This is a genomic window from Streptosporangium sp. NPDC020145, from assembly GCF_040631275.1.
GTDB lineage: Bacteria > Actinomycetota > Actinomycetes > Streptosporangiales > Streptosporangiaceae > Streptosporangium.
Genome location: NZ_JBEXZT010000001.1, coordinates 640,089 through 663,331, shown reverse-complemented (window position 1 = coordinate 663,331; position 23,243 = coordinate 640,089). Strand labels below are relative to the sequence as shown.

Annotated in this window: 16 protein-coding genes; 5 read left to right on the top strand and 11 right to left on the bottom strand. The window is 70.1% G+C overall.

Going from position 1 to position 23,243, the window contains the following annotated elements; all coding sequences use genetic code 11:
- Window positions 1–244: 244 nt before the first annotated feature.
- On the top strand, window positions 245–385 hold the full coding sequence (locus tag ABZ463_RS02635) for a hypothetical protein (RefSeq protein WP_362772202.1): 141 nt from the start codon (window positions 245–247) through the stop codon (window positions 383–385).
- 147 nt (window positions 386–532) lie between these two features.
- Here ABZ463_RS02635 and ABZ463_RS02630 read toward each other — a convergent pair whose 3' ends face one another.
- The 5 genes from ABZ463_RS02630 to ABZ463_RS02610 form a co-directional block, all read right to left on the bottom strand.
- A complete protein-coding gene (locus tag ABZ463_RS02630) occupies window positions 533–1,114 on the bottom strand; it encodes a TIGR03086 family metal-binding protein (protein ID WP_362772200.1) in 582 nt (193 codons plus the stop codon).
- 149 nt (window positions 1,115–1,263) lie between these two features.
- Window positions 1,264–2,448, bottom strand: coding sequence for a HAMP domain-containing sensor histidine kinase (locus ABZ463_RS02625; RefSeq protein ID WP_362772198.1), 1,185 nt, complete (start codon window positions 2,446–2,448; stop codon window positions 1,264–1,266).
- Window positions 2,449–2,451: 3 nt separating this feature from the next.
- Window positions 2,452–3,114 (bottom strand): two-component system response regulator CseB, encoded by a 663-nt coding sequence (cseB, locus tag ABZ463_RS02620; RefSeq protein WP_352012583.1) that lies wholly within the window; start codon window positions 3,112–3,114, stop codon window positions 2,452–2,454.
- A gap of 3 nt (window positions 3,115–3,117) precedes the next feature.
- Entirely contained in the window at window positions 3,118–3,570 is a 453-nt protein-coding gene (locus ABZ463_RS02615; protein ID WP_352012584.1) for a hypothetical protein, read from the bottom strand.
- A gap of 62 nt (window positions 3,571–3,632) precedes the next feature.
- A complete protein-coding gene (locus ABZ463_RS02610) occupies window positions 3,633–4,127 on the bottom strand; it encodes a hypothetical protein (protein ID WP_362772195.1) in 495 nt (164 codons plus the stop codon).
- A gap of 320 nt (window positions 4,128–4,447) precedes the next feature.
- Here ABZ463_RS02610 and ABZ463_RS02605 point away from each other — a divergent pair, with 320 nt between their 5' ends.
- The gene (locus ABZ463_RS02605) at window positions 4,448–5,020 is read left to right on the top strand and encodes a shikimate kinase (protein WP_362772193.1); all 573 of its coding nucleotides are present in this window, start codon (window positions 4,448–4,450) and stop codon (window positions 5,018–5,020) included.
- Here ABZ463_RS02605 and ABZ463_RS02600 read toward each other — a convergent pair.
- A complete protein-coding gene (locus ABZ463_RS02600) occupies window positions 4,990–5,208 on the bottom strand; it encodes a hypothetical protein (RefSeq protein WP_362772191.1) in 219 nt (72 codons plus the stop codon). The genes ABZ463_RS02605 and ABZ463_RS02600 overlap by 31 nt on opposite strands.
- Window positions 5,205–5,723, bottom strand: a complete 519-nt coding sequence (locus tag ABZ463_RS02595) for a carboxymuconolactone decarboxylase family protein (protein WP_362772189.1) — start codon at window positions 5,721–5,723, stop codon at window positions 5,205–5,207. The genes ABZ463_RS02600 and ABZ463_RS02595 overlap by 4 nt, the downstream gene beginning before the upstream one ends.
- Before the next feature lie 103 nt (window positions 5,724–5,826).
- Between ABZ463_RS02595 and ABZ463_RS02590 the strand changes: the two genes are divergently transcribed.
- Window positions 5,827–6,390, top strand: coding sequence for a helix-turn-helix domain-containing protein (locus ABZ463_RS02590; protein ID WP_362772187.1), 564 nt, complete (start codon window positions 5,827–5,829; stop codon window positions 6,388–6,390).
- Window position 6,391: 1 nt separating this feature from the next.
- Here ABZ463_RS02590 and ABZ463_RS02585 read toward each other — a convergent pair whose 3' ends face one another.
- From ABZ463_RS02585 to ABZ463_RS02570, 4 genes are all read right to left on the bottom strand, one after another.
- Complete coding sequence (locus tag ABZ463_RS02585) at window positions 6,392–8,143, bottom strand: NAD(P)/FAD-dependent oxidoreductase (protein ID WP_352012590.1); 1,752 nt, start codon at window positions 8,141–8,143, stop codon at window positions 6,392–6,394.
- A gap of 9 nt (window positions 8,144–8,152) precedes the next feature.
- Window positions 8,153–9,820, bottom strand: a complete 1,668-nt coding sequence (locus ABZ463_RS02580) for an NAD(P)/FAD-dependent oxidoreductase (RefSeq protein WP_352012591.1) — start codon at window positions 9,818–9,820, stop codon at window positions 8,153–8,155.
- Window positions 9,810–19,154, bottom strand: coding sequence for an amino acid adenylation domain-containing protein (locus ABZ463_RS02575; protein WP_362772184.1), 9,345 nt, complete (start codon window positions 19,152–19,154; stop codon window positions 9,810–9,812). Before ABZ463_RS02575 ends, ABZ463_RS02580 begins: the two co-directional genes overlap by 11 nt.
- 91 nt (window positions 19,155–19,245) lie before the next feature.
- Window positions 19,246–20,055, bottom strand: coding sequence for a sterol desaturase family protein (locus ABZ463_RS02570; protein WP_362772182.1), 810 nt, complete (start codon window positions 20,053–20,055; stop codon window positions 19,246–19,248).
- Between the two features lie 909 nt (window positions 20,056–20,964).
- Between ABZ463_RS02570 and ABZ463_RS02565 the strand changes: the two genes are divergently transcribed.
- On the top strand, window positions 20,965–21,789 hold the full coding sequence (locus ABZ463_RS02565; protein ID WP_362772180.1) for a carotenoid biosynthesis protein: 825 nt from the start codon (window positions 20,965–20,967) through the stop codon (window positions 21,787–21,789).
- Window positions 21,777–23,240: a phytoene desaturase family protein gene (gene crtI / locus ABZ463_RS02560; protein WP_362772178.1), complete on the top strand. Its 1,464-nt coding sequence runs from the start codon at window positions 21,777–21,779 to the stop codon at window positions 23,238–23,240. Before ABZ463_RS02565 ends, crtI begins: the two co-directional genes overlap by 13 nt.
- Window positions 23,241–23,243: the final 3 nt, after the last annotated feature.

Below are 23,243 nucleotides of genomic sequence, written 5' to 3'. Positions count from 1 at the left end.
GAAAGCTATGAAGCCGGGCTCTATCTCCGAGGCTCGGTCATGTGGTTGAAGCTCCTCACTTCAACCACATGATCCGAACTCTAAACAGCTCCTAGCCGAGGCAGGCGGCGACCACACCCGCGCCTTCCCCGCCTACGAGCGGGAGATCGGCGACTACGTACGGCGCAGCCGCTCCTTCGCCGTCGGCGCGGCCAAGCGGCTCATCCCCACCAGCCCCGGGGCACTGCGGACCCTGACGTGGGGGATGTGGCTGATCAACCACATCCCCACCTCCGCCGCCCGCACCCTGACCGACATGGGCGCCAGGGGGCTGCGCCTGCACGACGAGGTCAGGACGAAGGACTATTCACGCGGCCTCACCCCCAGGACCGGCGTCACCGGCTGATCCGCTCCGCCGGAGGACCCCCTCTCCCACCCGTGTGCGTGCTTCTTTCTCCTGCCTGGGCTCATGAAGCGGACCGTGACCAAGGACGCCTCCGCGAGCCCTCCTCCCGGCCCGGACGCGTGGGCCGGGACTTCCGCCCTCCCCGGTTCAGGCGGACCAGTTCGGGTCGCGGCCGAACAGGCCGAGAAGGCGGTGCTGGAGCGGGGCGTCGTCGGGGACCCCTACCTCCGGCCCCAGGACGACGACCCCGGGGCCGAAGGCACCGGGGATGCGCATCTCATCGGGAATGTACTGAACATGGGGCCACATCGCCTCGACCTCGGCCGGGTCGATCGTGTCGTCCTGCCCGGTGGCCCGGGACAGATCCCAGCCGTGCAGCACCATGTCGGCGCTGACGACCTGGTCGATGTGCTGCTCGACGGACACGTTGCCGGTCGGGGTTTCCACCTTCCTCTCGGCGGTGGCCGGGTCGTCGAGCAGGGCCTCCACGTCGGCGCGGGCCGCGGTGAAGGCGGCGAGCGGGTCCTGCGCGACGGACGGCGCGGGGCTCAGCGACCGGCCCAGGGGCCTGAGCATCACGGCGTGCATGTCGATGATGTGACCGACGACGTCTCTCGCGGTCCACTCCTCACAGGGGGACGGGTCGGACCAGCGGCCGGGCTCCACAGCGGCGATCTTGGCCGCGAAGATGTCGGCACGGGTTCGATAGCGGGTGGCGATGTCACTCATGGGGTTCCCCGTTCTCGTCGGCGTCGCCAGGGACGCTACCGCGGGGCTCAGACAATATCCGGGGCCGATCTCCAGCCCCGGTGTTCGAGCCTGCGTCCGGTTCCGTCGTCTCGCAGATGGTGCCCGGCGACCCGGCAGGCACCACCGGGTCAGGCGAGGTCCAGCCGGACGATCGCACCGCCGTCCGGGGCGTTGGCGAAGCTGAGGTGCGCCCCGAGGACACGGGCCTGTCCCGCGGCGATGGTCAGCCCGAGGCCGACGCCGTCCTCACGGGCGGCCGACCCGGTGCCGAAGCGCTGTGGGCCGTGCTCGCGGAGCATGACGAGCATCGGTTCGGGGAAACCGGGACCGTGATCCCTGACCGTCACGCTGAACCCGGTGACGTTGACCCGAACGGGCGGGGCTCCGTGTCTTGCCGCGTTGGTGACGAGGTTGGCGAGGATCCGCTCGACCCGTCGCGGGTCGGTCTCCACCTCGGCCTCCCCTGCGACGACCACCTCGACGCCCGGCACCCCCGAGGCCACGACCGCCCGCCTGGCCAGCGCCCCCGAGGAGCGGACCTCCCTGACCGGCGTCTCGGCGGAGGCGTCGAGCCGGGCCACCTCCAGGATGTCCTCGACCAGGCGGCGCAGCGTCGCGGCGCTGTCCCTGACCAGTTCGGCGGGGCGCCCCGACGGTAACAGCCCTGCCGCCGTGACCAGTCCCGCGACGGGGGTGCGCAGCTCGTGGGCGATGTCGGCGGTGACCCGTCGCTCCGCTTCGAGCCTGGCCCGCAACGCGTCGGCCATCTGGTCGAGCGCCGCCCCGACGGCTGCGATCTCGTCCCGGCCCCGCGCCTCGACCCGGGCGGACAGGTCCCCCTCGGCGATGTGGGCGGCCGTTCTCGCCACCGCGCGGATCCTGCTGCTGAGCCCGCCCGCGACCACCAGCCCCACACCGGAGGCGAACAGCGCCGCCGCCACGCCGGAACCGAGGAGGATGCGGTCGAGCCGGGCAAGCTCCGCGTTCTCCGCCTCGTAGGAGCGGCGCAGCGAGAGCGTCTGCCCGTCGGCCCTGGTCGCCGCCCAGAGAGTGGTGCCGTCCTGCAGGTAGGTGGCGCGTGTCCCCTCGCCGAGGGCCGCGGCCAGCGGCGCGGGAACGTCTCCGGCCGCCAGCGGGGTGTCCTGCCCCTCCTGGTGACGGATCAGGGTGCTCGTCAGCTCGGCGTCCAGACCGCGCCGCGCGGAGTCGAGTGTGACGACGGCCGTACGTGTGTGGACCAGAAGACTCAGGACCGTGGCGACGAGCACCGACATTCCCACGATGACCAGGCTGAGCTTCGCGCGCAGACCCATGCGTCATCTCCGCAGTTTGTAGCCGAAACCGCGCACGGTCTCGATGCGGTCGTTACCGATCTTGGCTCTGAGCCGTTGCACGTGGACGTCGACGACCCTGGTGTCCCCGTCCCAGGCGTAGTCCCAGACCCGGTTGAGCAGAGTGTCCCTCGACAGCACGACCCCCGGTTCCGCGGCGAACTCCAGCAGGAGCTTCAGCTCGGTCGGCGTCAGCGCCACCCGCTCGCCGCGCAGCCGTACCTCCATGGACTCGACGTCGATCGCGAGGTCGCCGAAGGCGAGTGGCGCGTTCGCCTGCCCGGGCATGGCGACACGGCGGAGCACGGCGCGGATTCTGGCGTGAAGCACGGCGGCGTCGAACGGCTTGGTGACGTAGTCGTCGGCCCCTGCCTCCAGGGCGTTGATCACGTCGATCGCGTCGGACCTGGCGGAGATCATGATGATCGGGGTCTCGCCGCCCTCCCTGATCCGCCTGGCCAGGCTGACCCCGTCCAGGTGCGGAAGCATGACGTCCAGCAGCGCGACATCCGGTGGGCGGGCGCGGAACTCGGCCAGGCCGCCCAGTCCGTCGGACGCGGTCCGCACCCGCATGCCGTACAGCTCCAGGGCCATGCCAGTGGCCTCGCGGATCACCGGGTCATCCTCGACCAGGAGCACGTCGATCATGTCTCAGGACTCCGGCACCGTGAGTTTCCCGCCGGTCAGCTCCTTGGCCTTGTCAGGAGGGAGGCCGTCGGCCCTCACCGTGAACCGGCCGTAGTATCCGGCCCGCTCGTGCCAGATCAGCTCACTGAGCGTGATCGTCCCCCGGTAGGGCCTCTCCTGACAGCCGGGCAGACACCACGTGCCGCTCAGCTCACCCGTTCCCACGGCGCTCTCTCCTCCCCAGGACTCCCAGCGAATCCCCGTGACGCTGTTGAACTCGTCCAACGCGAGCCTGCTCGGCCGTCGCAGCGGATCTCCCAGGTAGGCGATCACGTAGACGGGCCCTCTGGGGGGCTTGGAGGGCGGCGCCGACCCCTCCACCCGCACCCCGCCGTCCGCTCCGCACCCCGCCACCACCGGAATCATCGTCAGAACAGCGGTCAGAACGGCGGCGCTCAGGGGGGCTGCTCGCTTCACACCGGTCATCATCGTGTGGAGGGTATGCGAACCGCTGACCCCTCCGCTCAGAAACCCGCAGTTCAGGGGGTGGAGAACGGCAGCGGGAGCGTCCCGCTCAGAGTGTCCTTGGGGCTGTCAGGGCGGGGGAAGTCACCGGTGATGTCGAACTTCGTGAAGTAGCGCCTCTCCCCGACCTTCCTGGCCTTGCTGAGAGTGATCGTCGCATCGTACGGCCTGGCCTGACAGCCGGGCAGGCACCACGTCCCGCTCAGCCTGCCGCCGCCGACGGCCCTCTCCGGACCCCAGCTCCGCCAGGTGATCCCCTTGAGGGTGCTGAACTCGGAGGCGACCAGGTTCGCCGGGCGCCGGGCGGGCTGCCCTTCCTCGGCACCGTACAGATTGATCACATAGACCCCGCTCTCCTGCGGAACCTCGTGGGAGACCGGCTCCGCGTCCTCCGGGGACAACGTCTGGGCCAGCGGCCGCCTGACCTCGTCGGCCCCGCAGGCCGCCGCGCAGGTCACCACCACGAACCCGAGCAGCGTGACGGCCACGGCCGTTGTGATCCTTCTCATCGTCTCCCCCTTGGGCCTCGTACGCGCCGGGACCCGACGAGAGGCGTCTCAGCACGCCCCGCCCGGCACAACGATGACGGTAGGAGGGAAACTTCTCGGTCTTCCTGCGGCTTTGTAACAGCCCTCCATCGAGAGGTTCGCCGTGGAGGACCGTCGCGTGTGCCCGTTTTCCGGTCCTCCGGCAGGAGGCAGCAAACCGGTCTGTTCCCCACGAGGCCGGGAAGCCGATGGGAGAGGGGAAACCAGGGTGGATGGGACGGTGTTTTCCGGGCAGGGGCCGACGGTGGGGATCACCTGGGCGCCGGCAGGAGGAGGGCAGCATGACGAACGACATCCCGATCGTCGTGGTCGGCCTGATGGGGGCGGGAAAGACCAGCGTTTCGCGCCTGCTCGGCGAGAGCCTCGGCAGGCCCGTGCGCGACAGCGACGAGTATCTCCGGGAACGCTACGGCGCCACGGCCGCGGAGATCGCCGAGCGTGAGGGGATGGAGGTCCTGCACGCCAGGGAGGTCGAGCACCTGCGGGCCTGCCTCGCGGAGCGGCCCGCTCCGGTCATCGCCGCCGCCTCCAGTGTGCTCGACGACCCCGGCGCCCGGACCGAGATGAAGCCCGCCCTGGTCGTCTGGCTGGACGCCGCCCCCGAGTTCGTCGCCGAGAAGATCGCCGCCAAGCCGTACCGGCCGCGGTTCGGCATGGAGCCGCTGGCCCTGGCGACCGAGCTGCACGAGCGCAGGGCCGCCTTCTTCGAGGAGGTCGCCGACCTGCGCTTCCAGCGTCCCTCGGCCTCCAAGCGCGAGGTGGCGCGAGCCGTACTGGACCACCTGGAGGGACTGCGGCCCCGCCGGAAGGTTCACGGCGGGCGTCACACGGCGCAGGAGTCCTCGGAACGGTAGGTGACCAGGCTGATCGCCGGGGCGGAGAGCACCTCGACGCGACCGCTGCCCGGCACCTCGACGTGCGCGAACCCCCCTTCGAAGGCGACGCGGGCCTGTCCCACGCGGGTGGTGGGCGCGCCGTCCTCGCCGGTCAGCAGGTATCCCTCGACGAGTTCGACGGAGGCGGTGCGCCAGGTGAGGGTCATACGGTCACCTCGGGGAAGTCCAGGTCGGGGCGGGCCAGGTGGTTGAAGTGGTTGGACAGGGTGTTGAGCGCCACGTGCGCGACGATCTCGGCGAGTTCGGCGTCGGTCACCCCGGCCTTCCTGGCCAGGGCGAGCTCCTCGTCGTCCACCCTGCCGCCCGTCCTGACGACCTGCCTGGTGACGCGCAGCACCGCCTCGGTGTGCGGGTCGTCGTCGCGGGCGTCGCGGGTGCGCTCAAGCTGCCGCCCGTCCATGCCCATCAGGCCGCCGCGCAGCGTGTGCGCGCTGACGCAGTAGACGCAGCGGTTCTCCTGGGCGACCAGCAGGGCGATCTGCTCGCGCAGCCTGGCCCTGAGCACGCCGCGGGACAGCGCGTCGCGCATGGCCAGATAGCCGCGGAGCGCGGCGGGGCCGTTGGCCAGGGCTGCGTACAGGTTGGGCACTCTGCCCAGTTGCCGTCGTGTCTCCTCAAGCAGGCCGTCGGGATCCTCGGTCAGCTGCGGCAGCCTCGGCATGGTGTCCTCCATGATCAGAGCCCAAAACGGTACCGGTCGGTTCCGTTTGAGAAGACGGTACCGATCAGTTCCATTTGCGTCAACGGCGGATAGAATCGACGACGTGCCGACCCGAGCCCGTGAACGCCTGCTGGACACCGCCGAGGAGCTCTTCTACGCCCAGGGGGTGCGCGCGGTCGGCGTCGAGCAGATCCTGACCGTCTCCAAGGTGGGGCGCGCCTCCTTCTACCGTCACTTCCCCGGCAAGGACGACCTGGTCGTGGCCGTGCTCGAACGCCGTGACCGGCGGTGGCGCGAGTGGCTGGCCGAACGGGTCGCCGCGCACGGCGGCGGGCCGCTGGCGGTCTTCGACGCGCTCGCCGAACGGTTCGCCCGCGCCGACTTCCGCGGCTGCGCGTTCATCAACACGATGGTGGAGGCCGCCGACCCCGCGGGCGCCGCGCACCGGGTCGCGGCCGGCCACAAGGACCGGGTGACCGGCTACGTCGAGTCGTTGCTCACCGCCGCCGGGCACCCCCGCGCCGCCGCGCTCGCGCCGCAACTCGTCATGCTCATGGACGGCGCCATCGTCACCGCCCTGCGTGAACGCTCCGCCGTCCCCGCCCTGCGGGCCCGGGCCGTCGCGGAGACGCTCATGGGGGCGGCCGGAGAACCGGCCGCCCCCTGAACTACCGGCCGGTGGGCACGGCCTGCCTGCGGGGTTCCGCCGGGGCGTCCGCCCGGCCGGGACGCGGCCCGACCGGTATCACGAGGTGGGTCGGCGGCGGAGCCGTGTCGTCGATGGAGGCGGTGAACTCCTTGCCGTCGTCACGGCAGACGAACTGCATGACGTGCCTGCCCGCCGCGGCGGCGCGGATCAGGCCGCCGGTGGTGGCCCACACGCCCGACTGGTAGAAGTTCTCCAGCCCGGGCAGGCCGGGGCCGTGCTTCTTGACCAGTTCCTCCAGGGTCTCTCCGCTCTCCACGAACGGCTGCCAGCCCAGGACGGTCCCGTCGTAGTTGCCGGTGTAGCGGACCTGGGTGAGCGGCGTCGACACGTCGCGTACGGCCACCGCGTCCGTGATGCCGGGGAAGCGCCGTTCGAGGAACTCCATGAGCGCCAGCCGCGCCCGGCGCTTGGCCGCGGAGTACTCGCGGCCGCGCCGTACCGGCATGGTGTGGATCTCCTCTCCCTTGTGCTTGCGGCTGGACTGCTCCGGCCCCTCGGCCAGGGCGCGCCAGGGGGCGATGTCACAGAAGTAGGTCGCGTAGACCACGGTGCTGTCCTCCGGCGACAGCTCGGGGTAGTGCATGCTGCGGAACTGCACGTTGATGCTCGGGTGGCGGATGCCGGTCAGGTCGGCGGCCTCCTCCTCCGTGAGCAGATAGGTGGTGCAGGGGTCCCCCTCGGGGAAGGGGCGCCGCAGGCCGAGGAACAGGCAGAAGTAGCCGGGGAAGACCATGCCCGGCTCCTTGATGGTCGTGGTGTACAGCTTCCGGTAGGCCTCGTTGAGGTAGCGCCCCTTGAGGAACTTCGTCATCGTGGTGTGGCCGTCACAGGCGGAGACCACGATGTCGGCGCGGTGTTCGCTGCCGTCGCTGAGCCGTACGCCGACCGCGCGGTCGTCCTCGACCAGCACCTCCTCGACCTTGGCGTTGTAGGTCACCTTGCCGCCGAGCCTCAGGTAGCGCTGCTCGATCGAGGTGGACAGGCCGAGCGAGCCGCCCTCGGGAACGCCCGCCGACAGGTTGGCGTGCGAGGCCAGCTGGAAGTAGAACGGCAGCACCGGGAAGGCGGCGTGCTTCTCGTAGAGGATGAAGTTGAACGCCTCCCGCAGCAGCGGGTCCTTGAACCTCGCCGAGTACTCCGTCATCAGCACCGCCATCGACTTGCGGATGACGTTGAAGTAGGGGACGAAGGAGGCCAGCATCCGCAGCCGTTCGATCCGGCCCATCAGGCCGACCGGCTTCAGGAAGGGGTAGACGGCCAGGCACTTCCTGAACGCCCGCAGCCCCGCGCAGAAGTCCTTGATCAGCTTGGCGTCGGCGGGCGAGAGGTCGAGCAGGTGCGCCTGGAGCCGGTCGGGGTCGGAGTAGAAGTACACCGCCCTGCCGTCGCGTCCCCGCACGATGTTGAACACGTCGAAGTGACGCATCTGCTTGCCCTGGAGCGCGCCGAGTTCGAGCCAGATCTGGTGCATCTGGTTGCCCGGCCCGTTGCCGAGCAGCCAGCTGATGCAGCAGTCGAGGGTGAAGTCACCCCGCTCCCACGCCGTACAGCAGCCGCCGGGGATCTCGTGCATCTCGAAGATCTGGGTCCTGTACCCGTTCATCTGCGCGTAGCAGCCGGTGGACAGACCACCGAGACCGGCGCCGATGATGATCATCGTCTCTCTGTTCTGACCGGGCCGTGACACGTCCCTGTTCTCCTTGGTGATCACTGTCGCCACCTATCGCACGAGCCGCTTGTCGAGCTGTGGCATGTGGCCGAACTTCCCCGGGTGCCAGGCCTCGTCGTTGTCGCTCTCCCAGGCCTTGAACTCCATCCCCAGCTCCTCGCACAGGTACTGCACGACGAAACGCCCGGTCGAGGCGGCGCGGATCAGGCCGCCCATGCCGACCCACTGACCGGCCATGGAGAAGCCGCGCAGCCCCGGCAGCCGCATACGGTCCTCGTTGACCAGCTTGGTCGCGAGGTCGTCGGCGTCGGAGAAGGCCTTCCAGGCGAGGATGCTTCCGTTGAAGTTGCCGGTGTAGCGCCTGGTCGTCGCGGGCGAGGCCACGTCGACCAGGTCGATGCGCTCACCGAGCCCCGGATAGCGCCGCTCCAGGAAGTCCCGGACGAAGTCGGCGACCTGCCGCTTACGCGCCCAGTACTCCTTGCGGTTCTCCGTGCGCAGCGTCCTCCAGTAGCCGAAGTCACTGAAGTAGGTGCAGTGGATCACCGACTTGCCCTGCGGCGCGAACCCCTCGGAGTAGCGCGAGCGCAGCTGCACGACCAGGCTGCTCTGCAGCGCGCCGGGCAGCCTGGCCCCTTCCTCCTCGGGCAGCAGGTAGGTGGTGCTGTGCGCGTCGCCGGGCTCGAAGTCGCCGTCGATGCCGACGAAGGCCGAGACCACCGCGGGGAACAGGATGCCGGGGCGGTTCAGCATCTCGTCGTAGAGCTTCTCGATCCTCGGGCTGGTGTACTTGCCCTCCAGCAGGCCGTACACGGTGGTGTGGCCGTCGCAGGCCGAGACGACGTGGTCGGCGTAGTACCGCTTGCCGCCCCGCATCTCGACCCCGACCGCGCGCCCGTCCTCGACCAGGATCCTGTCCACCCTCGCCCGGTAGCTGATCGTGCCGCCCAGCGAGGTGTAGCGCTCCTCGATGGAGCGGGCCAGCCCCAGCGACCCTCCCTGCGGGAATCCGGCGTTGCCGTTGTGGGCGCTGGCCATGTTGAACAGGTACGGCAGCACCGGGAAGCTCTCCGGGTCCTGGAAGAAGATGTTGCGGAAGGCCCGGCGCAGCAGCGGGTCCTGGAACCTGTCGGCGAAGGTGTGCATCTGCGTCGCCGCGGTGCGCCAGAACAGCCGGAAGGCGGGCAGGACCGTCCGCAGCGTGCCGAGCTTCTCCCGCGCCGTCTGCAGCGGCGGCGGCTTCAGGAACGGGTACAGGTCGATGTTCACGAAGCGCCGCAGGTCACGGCAGAACGACCGGATCAGGGCGGCGTCTGCCGGAGAGACCTCCAGCAGGTGCCGCTCCAGGCGGTCCGGGTCGTTGTAGAACGTCACCGACCTTCCGGTCTCGTCGGTGACCTTGTTGAACATCTCGAAGTTGGTGATCGTCTTGCCGTCGAGCGCGCCGAGCTCCCGCCACACCTGGTTGGCGTTGTTGCCCGGGGCGGTGCCGATCAGCCATTCGATGCAGTAGTCGAAGACGTAACCGTCACGCGCCCAGGCGGTGCAGCAGCCCCCCGGCAGGACGTGCCTTTCGAGGACGCGGGTCTCCATCCCGCTCATCTGCGCGTAGCAGCCGGTGGCCATGCCCGCGACGCCCCCGCCGATGACGAGGACCCGGGGCCTGCCTCCTGGAGGTCGTTCGCGGACGCTCCAGTCCTGTTCGGTCTCAGCCGGCATGGGTGGCGCCTCCCGCGAGGATCTCGCGGACCAGGTCCGCGTTGCGTGCGATGTGGTCCTGGCCGAGCATCTCGGCGTGCGTGCCCGAACCGCGGAAGACCTCGGTGCGGGCCTCTGAGCTGCCGTGCCAGGTGCCGCTCTCGGCGGCGGCGTAGAAGGAGACCTTCTCCTCGTCGGAGATCACACTGACCGCGGCGGAGACCACTCCGAGGTTCGGAGTGCGGCTGGAGAAGTCGATGTACTCCCTGGCCTGGCCGAGCGTCTCCTCGGCCACGATCTCCGAGCCGGTGTGCCTGAGCAGGTGCTCGCTCAGCTCACGCTCGAAGATCGCGAGGTGCTCCTCCCCGAGCTCGAAGGACTCGGAGATGCGGTAGGAGTCCATGATGACCACGTTCGGCACCTCGCGCCCCCGGCTCTGGAGCACCTTGGCCACCTCGAAGGCGAGGTTGCCGCCGAGCGAGTAGCCGAACAGGTCGCAGGGGCCCTCGGGCCTCAGGGACTCGATCAGGTCGGCGTAGTGGGTGACCTTGTCGTCCCCCGCCACGTAGTTGAACGCGACGAACCGGTACTCGGGCAGGTGCGCCGCCAGCTGCCGGTAGACCAGGCCGTGGCCGCCGGCGGGCGGGAAGCAGAAGATCGTCCGGTCCTGGTCGGGGTTGAACCACAGGTACGGCTGCGCGCCGCCCAGCCTGCCGGTGATGATGTGCTCGACCGTCTTGGCCATGCCGTGCAGGGTCGTGACCTTGAACAGGTGGCTGACCGGGATCGTGATGTTGAACTCGCCCTGGAGCCGGTAGATGAGCTCGATCAGCTTGATCGAGCTGCCGCCGACCTCGAAGAAGTCGTGCTGCAGGCCGACCTGCTCAAGGCCGAGGAGCGCCTTCCAGTGCTCGGCCATGCGCATCTCGTACAGCGTCACCGGCGCCTCGTAGGCCCGCTCCCCGGTGTCCGCCTCGGGCGCGGGCAGCGCCGCGACGTCGACCTTGCCGTTGGGCGTCAGCGGCAGCTCGGGCAGCTCGACGAAGTACGACGGGACCATGAAGGTCGGGAGGTACCCGGCCAGGTGCCTGCGCAGCTCGCGCCAGTCCAGGGACTCGCCCTGGGCGGGCACGCAGTAGGCGCACAGCGCGTTCTCGCCGCGCGCGTCCGCGACGACCGTGACCACCGCCTGCGCCAGCGTCGGCCAGGCGGCGAGCCGCGTCTCGATCTCGCCGATCTCGATGCGGTGGCCGCGCACCTTGATCTGCGCGTCGACGCGCCCGAGGAGCCGCACGTCGCCGTGGGCGTCCCAGCTCGCCAGGTCGCCGGTGCGGTAGAGCCGTAACGGTTCGGCCCCGTCCCCGCGGCCGAGGGTCACGGTGACGAAGCGCTGCGCGGTCTGCTCGGGGTCGCCGAGGTAACCGGTCGCGACGCCCTCGCCGCCGACCCACAGCTCACCGGGGACGCCGGGCGGCACCGGCTCGCCGTGCTCGTCGAGGATGTACAGCGCGCTGTTGGGGAAGGGCCGCCCGATCGGCACCATCTGGCTGGGGTCGAGCTCGTCGGCCGGGCCCTCGAAGTAGGCGCTGTCGATGGTGGCCTCGCTGAGGCCGTAGGAGTTGACCAGGCGGGTCCGCGAGCCGCACAGGGCGTGCAGGCGCCGGTACTCCTCGACCTTCCAGGCGTCGGAGCCGACGATCAGCAGGCGCATGAAGTCCAGGCGCTCGCCCTCCCGCTCGCAGTAGGCCGTCAGGCCACGGACGATCGCGGGCACGAACTCGCCGCAGTCGACCTTCTCCTCCAGCATCGTCCGGTACAGCCGCGCGGTGTCGAACAGCAGCTCACGGCGGACCAGGACCAGGTTGCCGCCGGAGCACAGCGCGCGGACCAGGTCACCGGTGAAGACGTCGAAGGAGAAGCTCGCCATCTGCAGGTGCACCCGGACGTCCTCGTCCAGGCGGTAGGCCTCCCGCCAGGCGGCGTTGACGGAGGCCAGGTTGCGGTGGGTGACCTGCACGGCCTTCGGCCTGCCGGTCGATCCCGAGGTGTAGATGACGTAGGCGAGGTCGTCGAGCCCGACCTCGGGCTCCGGCTCGTCGTCCCGCGCCTCCGCGGTGTCCCGGTGCAGTTCCTCCAGGGTCAGCGTCATCCCCGCCGCCCCGGCCAGGCTCTCCCGGCCCGACTCGTCGACGACGGCGAGCGCGGCGCCCGCGTTGCGCACCATGTAGGCCAGGCGCTCGGCGGGGTAGTCGGGGTCGAGCGGCAGGTAGGCTCCACCGGCCCGCAGCACCGCCAGCAGGGTGACGATCAGGTCGGGGGACTTGTCCAGGCACAGCGCGACCACCGCGCCCTCACGCACGCCCAGGCCGCGCAGCCTGCCCGCCAGCGCCCTGGACCGCTCCTCAAGCTCGGCGTAGGTCAGCCGGACGGTCTCGCCCGTCTCCGAGGGGGCCGTGACCGCGACCGCGCCGGGGTTCCTGGCGGCGGCCCTGCTGATCAGCTCGTGCACGGGGGTCTCGTGCAGCGTCCTGCGCCTGGCACCGCTCCAGGTCTCCAGGACCCGCTCGCGCTCGTCGGCGGCGAGCAGTTCGAGGCGGGTCGCGGGCTGCGCCGAGGAGGCGCGGGTCAGCGCGTCGAGCAGGTTGACGTAGTGCGAGGCCAGGCGCCGTGCCGTCTCGGGCAGGAACAGGTCGGTGTTGTACTTGAACACGCAGTGGAAGCGCTGCTCGGCCTCGTCCTCGTAGGCCGAGAGCGTCAGGTCGAACTGCCCCTCCTCCTCGGGCAGCTCGATGTACTCCAGGCGGTAGCCGTACTTCTCGGTGGCGACCTTGTGGGCGAGCAGGATGAACATCGCCTGGAACACCGCCGAGCGGCTGGGGTCGTGCTGCAGGCCGAGCTTGTCCACCAGCAGCACGAACGGGTACTCCTGGTTGTCCAGGCCGTTGAGCACCGTGGTGTGGACCTGCGCCAGCAGCTCGGAGACCGACGGCTCACCGGCGAGGCTGACGTGCAGCGGCAGCGGATTGACGAAGTAGCCGTACAGGGAGGCGAACTCCTCCTGGGTGCGGCCCGTCACCGGGCTGCCGACGATGATGTCGTCCTGTCCCGAGTAGCGGTGCAGCAGCAGGTAGTAGGCGCTCAGCAGCACCATGAACACGGTCATCTTGTTCTCACGGGCCAGCGCGTGGACGCGGGCGCTGAGGTCGGCGTCGAGCACGAAGAACTCGGAGGCGCCGTTGTTGGTCTGCACGGCCGGGCGGGGCTTGTCGACGGGCAGGCTGAGCAGCGGCACCTCGGCCGGCAGGTGCCCGCGCCAGTAGTCGAGCATCCGCCGCGCGTCAGGACTGGCCAGGAAGCGGTTCTGCCAGTTGAGGAAGTCGAGGTAGGTGGCCGTCAGCGGCGGCAGCTCGACCTGCTCGCCCCGGCGCAGACCCTCGTAGATGGCCAGCAGTTCCTCGATGAAGGTGAAGGTCGAGATGGCGTCGGAGATGATGTGGTGGACCGCCTTCATGATCACCCAGCGGTCCTCACCCCGCTTGAACAGGCGGAAGCGGACGAGCGGGTCCCGTTCCAGGTCGTACGGCCTGCGGTACTCACGGATGATCATCTGGTAGATGTCGTCCCACTCCTCGTCCTGCACGTCGAACAGGGCGAGGTCCTCCCTGGCCTCGGCGGAGATCCGCTGCAGCGCCTGCCCGTCCTGCAGGACGAAGTTGCCGCGCAGGATGGGGTGGCGCCGGATCAGCGCGCGGACGGCGTCGAACATCAGCTCGGGGTCGAGCTCGACCCGCACCTCGACCGCGCCGCCGATGTTGTAGGCGAAGCCGTCGGGGTTGAGCTGCTTGAGGAACCACAGCGCCTTCTGGTTCTGGGTCAGGGGGTACTGGTTCTCGTCCAGGTACACCTCGACCGCGGCGTCGGCGCCGTCGTCGTCCGCGTCCGCGGCGACCAGGGCGGCCAGGCCGTCGTGCAGCTGGGTGACCAGGTCTGCGACGGAGGTGCCGCTGAGCAGGGCGACCACCGGCAGCGCGACCTTGAGGTCGGCCTGGACCCGGGCCCGCACCTCCATCGCGAGCAGGGAGTCCAGTCCCAGGGTGTTGAGGCTGACCTCGGGCTCGACCTGCTCCGCCCGCACCCGCAGCACGCCCGCGACCAGCGCGGTGAACCGCTCGGTCACCAGGAGCCTGCGCTTGTCCTCGTCGGCCTCGCGGAAGGTGTCGAGGAAGCCCCCGCTCTCCGCGGGCGAGGAGGTGTCCGCGGCCGCGGCCAGCTCGGTCACCAGCAGCGGCGGCGAGTCGTACCAGGCCATGAAGACCGGCCAGTCGACGACGGTCGCGACCAGCAGCTGGGCCTTGTCCTGGCCGATGACGCGTTCGAGCACCGCCATGCCCGCGTCGGGTGGCAGCGAGCTCATCCCCCGGCTGTTGCGGTAGTGGTCGATCAGGCCGAGTTCCTCGATCATGCCGGTGGCCCAGGGGCCCCAGTCGAGGCTCAGCGCGGGCAGCCCCTTGGCGCGCCTGTGGTGCGCCAGCGCGTCCAGGAAGGCGTTGCCCGCCGCGTAGTTCGTCTGGCCCGCGGTCGTCAGCAGCGAGGCGATCGAGGCGAACAGCACGAAGTGCTCAAGCGGTTCGTCCCGCAGGTGGCGGTGGAGCAGGAAGGCGCCCGCGACCTTGGGGCCGTGGACGGCGTCGAAGGCCTGCCGGTCCATCTCGGGGACGAGCGTGTCGCGGACGTGGCCCGCGAGGTGGAACACGCCGCGGATGGGCGGGGAGTCGTTGCGCCGGTAGTCGTCGAGCCAGGCGGTCAGGGCCGCCTCGTCGGTGATGTCGAGCGGCGCCAGGATCACCTGGGTGCCGAGCGCCTCAAGCTCCTTGACGAAGCGCACGTTGCGGCCCGCGGTGGTGTCCGGGTCCGTCTCGCGCCATCGGTCTCGTTCCGGCAGCCGGGTGCGGCCGACGAGGATCAGCCTGCGGGCGCCCCGCGCGACGAGCGTGCGGCACATCAGCCTGCCGAGCGCGCCGAACGCGCCGGTCACCAGGTAGCCGCCGTCGGCGCGCAGCCGCAGCGGGAGCGGGCTGGTCAGGTCCGCGGCCTGCGCGAGCCTGCTGGTGTGGCGTTCGCCGCCGCGCAGGGCGATCTCTTCCTCGTCGTCGGTCAGCAGCTCACGCAGCAACGCCTCGGCCTCGGCCTTGACGTCCCCGCCCGCGGGGTCGAGGTCGACGAGCTTGCCGCGCCAGGCGGTCAGCTCCTGGTGGCGCAGCACCCGGGTGACGCCCCACGCGGGAGCGCCGAGCGGCTCGGCCGCCTCGTCCGCGGTGACGGCCTGCGCGCCCCGGGTGACGACGTGCAGCCTGCTGTCGTCCTGCCCCGCGGGAAGCGTCTGGGCCAGCGCGACCAGCGAGTAGGCGCCGAGGCCGTTGTGCCCGGCGAGTGAGTCGCGGTCGGTCTCCTCGATCGACGGCAGGTCGAGGTTCCACAGGTGCGCGACGGTGCCGAACGACGTGCCGCTCGCCTCCAGGCCGTCGAACAGAAGGGCGAGGTCGTCGGCGGAGCCGGGGACGACCGCGGACTCGCCGTCGGCGTCCTCAAGACGGTAGACCCCCGAGGGGCGGACCAGGTGGCAGCGAATGCCCCGGGCGCGCAGCAGGCCCGCGAGCTCGTCGGCGACCCCTCGCGAGTCGGCGAGGATCAGCCAGTCCCGCGTGGTCTCACCGGCGTTCTCCGCCGCGCCCTCGCCGCTTTCGGCCGCGGGCTCGTTGTACGGCCTGCGGACCCAGGTCACCTCGGCCAGCCAGCCGTCGATGGTGCTCCTGCCGACCGCCGTCGAGGCCTTCTCGACGTCGGCGGCGCGGAAGCCGCTGATCCGGCCGAGCGAGGCGCCGTCGGCGTCGTGGACGGCGATGTCGCCGACCAGTTCGTCGCCGCCGCGCCGTACGACGGTCGCGTGCACCCACAGCGGCCGGTCGCCGACGGGGCGGACGCGCACCTCCTCGATCGACAGCGGCAGGCGGATGCCGGTCCCCTCGGTGTGGCTGAGGACCAGCGGCGTCAGCAGGGTCTGGAAGCAGGCGTCGAGCAGCGCCGGGTGGAAGTGCGCGTTGGCCGCGTCGCCGCCGAGCGCCTCGGGCGGGTGGATGCGGGCGAGCGCCTCGTCTCCGCCGATCCAGACCTCCTCGATCCCCTGGAAGGCGGGGCCGTAGTGGTAGCCCATGTCCGCCAGCGCCGCGTAGCAGCCCTCTCCCCGGAGGTGGCGTTCGCTGCGCGCCTTGATCCCCTCGATGTCGAGTGCCGGGTTGAGCCTGCGGTGCTGGCCCGCGCGCACGACGCCGCCCGCGTGCACGACCCGGTCGCCCGAGCCGTCGGGCACCGTGGCCACGGTGAAGGACGCCCCCTCCGAGGAGAAGGACAGCTGGACCGTCCTGACCTCGCCCTCGGGCAGGAACAGCGCCTTGCGCAGCTCGACGTCGGCCAGAGTCGCCTCCGTGCCGCCGGTCATCGCCAGCACCGCCTGGGTCGCCATCTCCAGGTAGCCCGCCGCGGGGAACAGCGCGTTGCCCTGGATGCGGTGGTCGTCGAGGTAGGGCAGCGCCTCGGTGTCGAGCTTGACCTCCCAGGTGGGCTCGGTCATGGCCAGGCGGCGGCCGAGCAGCGGGTGGTCGAGCCTGCCGAGCCGTACCTGCCTGACCTGCTCGGGCTCGGTCCAGTAGCGGTCGCGCCGCCACGGGTAGCGCGGCAGCGTCACCGTCTCGCCCGAGGGGTAGAGCCTGTCCCAGGCGATGTCGACGCCCAGGTTGTGCAGGGCGGCCAGCGACATGGTGAAGCGCGCGTTCTCGTCCTCCTGGCGGCGGATGGAGGGCAGCGTCCTGCCCTCGACGTCCTTGGCCTCCAGGCACTCCTTGATCGAGTGGCCCAGCACCGGGTGCGGCCCGATCTCAAGGAACAGGCCGTAGCCGTCGTCGGCGAGGCGGTCGACGGCGGCGCGGAAGCGGACGCTGTCGCGGACGTTGTGCCACCAGTACTCCGCGTCCAGCTCGGGGCCGCGCGCGAGGCCCTCCTTGCCCGTCAGGTAGAGCGGGACCCGCGCGGGGTGTCCTTCGAGCCCGGCCAGCGAGGACAGCAGCTCGTCCTTGATCAGGTCCATCTGCGCGCTGTGGTAGGGCACCCGCACGGTGAGGAACTTGGCGAAGATCTGCTCGGCCTGCAGCTCGGCCTGCAACCTGCCGAGCGCCTCCTCCTCGCCCGCCAGTGTGATCGCGGTCGGGCTGTTGACCGCGGCGACCGAGATCAGGTCGCCGTAGGGGGCGACGCGGCTGCGCGCCTCGTCCTCCGGCAGGCTCACGGCGAGCATGGTGCCGGTGCCGACCAGCTTCTGCTGCAGGCGGCTGCGGTGCAGCACGACCCTGACCGCCTCGCGCAGGTCGTAGACGCCCGCCTCGTGGAAGGCGGCGACCTCGCCGGTGCTGTGCCCGACGATGGCGTCAGGGTGCACGCCGTAGGAGCGCCACAGCGCCGCCAGGCCGATCTGCACGGCGAAGTTGGCGGGCTGCGCCAGCCAGGTCTCCGCCATGTTGGAGTCGGCCTCGGCCGCGCCCATCTCCTCGATCAGCGACCAGCCCGCCTGCTGGCGGATCTCACGGTCGCAGTCTTCGATCACCTCGCGGTAGACCGGCTCGCTCTCAAGGAGCTGGCGGCCCATGGCCCACCACTGGGGGCCCATGCCGGTGAAGACCCACACCAGCTCGGGCCGCGGTCCCTCGCGCCGCTGGTCCTGCAGCACGTACGGCCCCTGCTCGCCGCGCAGGTAGTCGGCCAGGCGCTCGTCGAGCGACTCGGGTGAGGAGTAGACCACGGAGAGCCGTGATTCGAGGTGCTGACGGCGGCGGGCCAGCGTGTAGCCGAGGTCGCCGGGCGAGACACCGGCCGCGAGCTCCTGCCTGACGCCCCTGACCAGTTCGGGCAGGGCCTGCGGGTCGCGCGCGGTCAGCGGCAGGATGGCGTGTCCCGTGTCGCGCGCGGGGGCGGGCTCGGCCGGGCGTGACGGAGCCTCCTCAAGCAGGACGTGCGCGTTCGTGCCGCCGAAGCCGAAGGAGTTCACTCCGGCGCGCGCCGGTCCCTCGTGCTCGGGCCAGTCGGTCGGCTCCGCCGGGATCTCGTACGGCATCGACTCCAGGTCGATGGCCGGGTTGACCTGTTCGAGGTTGATGTGCGGGGGGATCTTCCTGTGTTTCAGGGCCAGGGTGGTCTTGATCAGACCGGCGATCCCCGCGGCCGACTCGGTGTGCCCGATGTTCGTCTTGACCGAGCCGACGTAGCACTTGGCGCCGGGTCTGCGGCCGATGGACAGCGCGCGGCCGAGCGCGCCCGCCTCGATCGGGTCGCCGACCGGTGTCGATGTGCCGTGCGCCTCCATGTACTGCAGGCTGCCGGGTTCGACGCCCGCCTCGGCGCAGACACGCTCGATCAGCCTGACCTGGGCGTCGGGGTTCGGCACCGTGATGCCGTTGGTACGGCCGTCCTGGTTGACCCCGCTGCCCACGATCACCGCGTGGATCGGGTCGCCGTCGCGCAGGCTGTCCTCAAGGCGCTTGAGGGCGACCACGGCGACGCCCTCGGCGCGCACGTAGCCGTTGGCCGAGGCGTCGAAGGTGCGCGAGCGCCCCTCGGCGGACAGGAAGCCCCCCTTGGTCTCCGCGACGGTGTACTGCGGCGTCATGTGCAGCAGGGTGCCTCCGGCGAGCGCGAGGCTGGTCTCGCCCCTGCTCAGGCTCTGGCACGCCAGGTGCACGGCCACCAGCGACGAGCTGCAGGCCGTGTCGAGGGAGACACTGGGGCCGCGGAAGTCGAAGCAGTAGGAGATGCGGTTGGAGACCATCGTCATCATGGTCCCGGTGGCGGTGTGCGCCGCCAGGGTCTCGAAGCTCAGGTCGGCGAACTGCAGGATCTTGTAGTCCAGGGTGAAGGCCCCGACGAACACTCCGACGTCGGTCCCGGCCAGTTCACCGGGTTTCTGGCCGCCGTCCTCCAGCGCCTCCCAGGCCACCTCGAGCAGCTTGCGCTGCTGCGGGTCCATGTGGTCGGCCTCGCGGGGACTGATGCCGAAGAAGGCGGGGTCGAACTCGTCGAAGCCGTCGATGTAACCGCCCCTGCCGCCGACGAGCCTTCCCGGCTTCGTCTTGTCCCGGCTGCCGAGCGTCGCGACGTCGTAGCGGTCGGCGGGTGTCGGCGTGATGCAGTCCTTGCCCTCGATCAGGTTCTGCCAGAACGTACGGTGATCGGAGGCTCCTCCGGGGAATCTACACCCGATACCGATAATGGCGATCTTGTCACGGAGAGTAGCATTACTGAGGTCCGTCACGATTGATCCTTGTGTGATGGCGCTGTGCGCGAGCATGAGGGGAAAGCGGACAACAGTGGACGCGCCCGTACGGCGCGCGTTCCCGGCCTGGTCAGGCGGCCGGGCCACCGGCCTCCGGCGACGAAACCGCGGGGCGTCGGCGCCAGGGGTGGGAGAAGGTGGCAAGGACTGCGTCCGTCCTGGGGAAGGACGCGGGGTCCGTCAGCCCTACGGCGACCGGTGTGCGGCCGGAACGCCATGTGAAGCTGCCGAACATGAGATCCCAGATCGACAGGTCGGAGCCGTAGTGACCGGCTTCCGACAGGTCGGTGCTGTGATGGAGACGGTGCTGCTCTGGACTCGCGAAGACGTAGTTGAGCGGGCCGATGCGGATGTCGGCGTTGACGTGTACGAAGTAGCCCTGCGCGACGACGAACAGGCCGACCGCGAAGACCGCCTCCTGGGAGAAGCCGGCCAGCGCCAGCGACAGCTGCACGATCCCTTGCTCGAACAGGACGTCGAAGGCGTGGTTGACGCCGTTGTTGGCGACGTTGACCTTCTCGGGGACGTGGTGGACACCGTGCAGGCGCCACAACAGGGGGCGGGTGTGCGCGAGCCGGTGGACCACGTAACTGGCCAGCGAGCCGACGAGAAGGGCCGTGGGGATCTCCGCCCACAGGGGGATCATCGGGACCCGGACCGCCAGGACGCCGACGAGGGTCGTCACCAGGAACTGCGCCACGCTGCTGGTGGCGAGCGTCAGCACGAGGTAGAGACCGTACCAGCCCCATTCGCGGCGGTCGGGATGCCAGCCACGCTCGTAGGGGACCACCCGTTCGAGCAGTGCGAGGTATGCGATCGTGCCGGCCAGGAAAAGAGCGCTGACCTGACCGAAATCCAGGTGGCAGCCTATGGCCACCACGGCTGTCGAAACGACGGCGACGAGAAGGACGGGGTAGGCGCAACGGCGCACGAGACGGCGCGCCGGAAACGTGAAACTATTTAACCTTCGCCGCCGTTGCGACACTTGTTCGAACATAATACCCATGCCACGCATCCACCTAAAAAGACTCGAACGACCGCAAATCGGTCAAAGGAACGGCGGATACGGAAATCACGGCGGCGACCTCCGGCGGAACGGGAGAGCTCCCCCGAAGCCCGTCATCTTCACCCCCCCTCCCCCGAAGACGCTCTCGCTCATGACATCCCTCTATCAAGAGTCCGGACAACGTCACAGTACTCCAAAATGGCTTTGACCTGGGCAGATTTGGGCTGTCGACAATTTTCCCATGTTCGGACAATGCGGTAATTCATCCCCCATCGTTCGACATTCAGACGTAACCACAGGCACCAACCGGAATCAATATGACGCGGACCAGATTTTTTGCAGGCCACCCTCAACCCATAGAAGCAATGACAGAAACCCGGGTTTGCGGGCGCAGTTAATAATCTATTCTTTCAGTCCCAAATCGGATTTACGGACAACCATTTCTGGTTTTACATGAGCAAGTAATGGACATAAGGTGCATGCAGTGCAAACCATGTAAACCATTGGTTAACTTAATATTTCGCGCCAACCTTTGATGTGTATTCGTGGCGGCGGATAACCTCGTCCCGGATTTCCGAAAAAGTTTCGGCCGCGACACCCGCCGTTCCCCCTCCCGCACCCGGTGCGCCGCTCCGCGCGGAACGGCACGGAGCGGCACTGAGCGGCACTGAGCGGCACGGGTGGAGGGAACACCGTGGGGAACAGGGACGGACTCCGGAAGGCCAAAGTGAATCTGACCATGGGGCAACGCTCGAATGACCGTTCGTGGGGCACAGCGAGAAGATGAGCAGCGGACGGCCGGGTCCTGGCGCGACGACGGACGCCCGGGGCGCCCCGCGCGCCAGACCCTCCCTTCCGGATGCGACGGGCGGGATCCTGCTGACCGTCATGGTCGCGGCGCAGGTCGTGTCCGGTCTCGACTCCCGGCCCGCCCGGCTGACCGGTCTGATCGTGCTGTTGCTCACGGTCTGTGCCCTGGCCTTCGCCGCCGGGACGTACGGTCCGTTCAGGGCCTCTGCGGCCCTCTGCGCCGCGGCCGCGGCGGGATACGCCGCCGAGTGGGTCGGCGTCAGAACAGGGCTGCCGTTCGGCGGCTACGCCTACACCGACGTCCTTTGGCCGCAGCCGGGCGGGGTGCCCGTGATCGTGGCTCTCGCCTGGGGCGGCATGGGACTGGCCGCGCACGCGACGGCACTGGCCGCCACCACGGTTTCAAGGGGCGGCCGGGTCACACGGATCGTGCTCGGCGCCTGCGCGCTCACCGCCTGGGACCTGTTCCTCGACCCGCAGATGACGCGGCTCGGCCTGTGGACCTGGCATGTCCCCGGGCCCTACCGCGGTGTCCCGCTGAGCAACTTCGCCGGCTGGCTGCTGGTCTCGCTGCTGGTCATGGTCCTGATCGACGGAATCACCGCGGCAGGCGCCACGACGAGCGCGGGACTCGTGGGTCTCTACACCGTGATGGCCCTGATGGAGACGGTCGGCTTCGCGGTGGTCTTCACCCCGCCCGACCCCCTGGTGGCCGTCCTGGGAGGGGCCTGCATGGGGTGCTTCGCCGTGGCCGCCTGGTCGGGCGTCAGAAGAAGGAGCCGCGCGTGGCAGACGTGATCGTGGTGGGAGGCGGCGTCGGCGGGATGGTCTCCGCCCTTCTGCTGGCAGGGCGGGGCCACCGGGTGCGCCTGTACGAGCGGCTTGACCGCCTCGGCGGCAAGCTGGCCGAGCACCGGCGTGACGGCTTCGCCTTCTCCCTCGGCCCGTCGCTGCTGACCATGCCGCATCTGTTCGCCGGGCTCGGCCTCGACCTCGTCGAACCCCGGGAACTGTGCCGCTACCGCTTCGCCGACGGCTCGGTGCTGACGGCCCGCCGTGATCCCGGCGCCATGGCCGCGGAGGTCGACCGGCTCGCGCCCGGGGAGGGCCGAAACTGGCTGGCCTTCCACCGCTGGGGACGGACCTGTCTTGAGGCGTCGCACCGCACGTTCTTCGCGGGCCCGATCGACCGGCCGCCCGCGCAAGCACGACTGTCCGACCTGTTCGCGGTCGCGCCAGGCCGTACGCTCGACGGTCTGGCCAGGCGTTTCTTCACCGATCCCCGCCTGCGGCAGTACACGGGACGGTACGCGACCTACGCGGGGGCGAACCCCTACCGGGCTCCGGCGGCGCTGGGATGCGTCCCCGCCCTCGAACACGGGCAGGGAGGCTGGTACGTGCGTGGCGGCCTGCCCCGTCTGGCGGACGCCCTGCGGGCACGGCTTGAGGAGGCCGGGGTCGAGGTGACACTGCGCACCGGGGTCACCGACGTGCTCGCCGACTCGGAGCGGGTCCTGGGGGTGCGGCTCGCCTCGGGAGAACGCGAGCGGGCCGACGTGGTGATCGCCAACGTCGACGCGGCGGCGCTGTACGGGCGGCTCCTGCCTGACCGGCGGCGGCTGCGGCGGATCGCCAGGCTCGGCAGGTCGTCCTCGGCGTTCCTGCTGCTGGCCGGCGTCGAGGGCAGGACCGAAGGCCTGGCGCACCACTCGGTGGTCTTCTCAGCCGACTACCGGCGGGAGTTCGCCGACATCTTCGAGCGGCACAGGCCCGCGGAGGATCCGACCGTCTACGTCGGCTGCTCGGCCGTCGACGACTCGTCGCAGGCACCGGACGGCGCGGAGAACTGGGTGATGCTGGTCAACGTCCCCGCCCGTGATCCGCTGCGGTGGCCGATGTCGCCGTCCGCCTACCGGGACCTGGTTCTGGAACGCCTGGCCGCGCGTGGTCACGACCTGTCGGGAAGGCTGCGTTTCGTCGACCTGTTCACCCCCGCCGATCTGCGGGACCGTTACGGCGCATGGGGCGGGGCTATCTACGGCGGCGCCTACGACGGCCCGCTGGCGCCCTTCAGGCGTCCGGGCAACAGAGGGCCCAGACGTGGCCTCTACCTGGTCGGCGGTTCCGCGCATCCCGGCGGCGGGCTGCCGCTGGTGACGCTGGGCGGTCGCATCGTGGCCTCGCTCGTGGAGGAGGACTTCTCCCTGAAGCAGGACGCCCGCCGTCCGCGTATCCGGACGCGCCGATGAGGA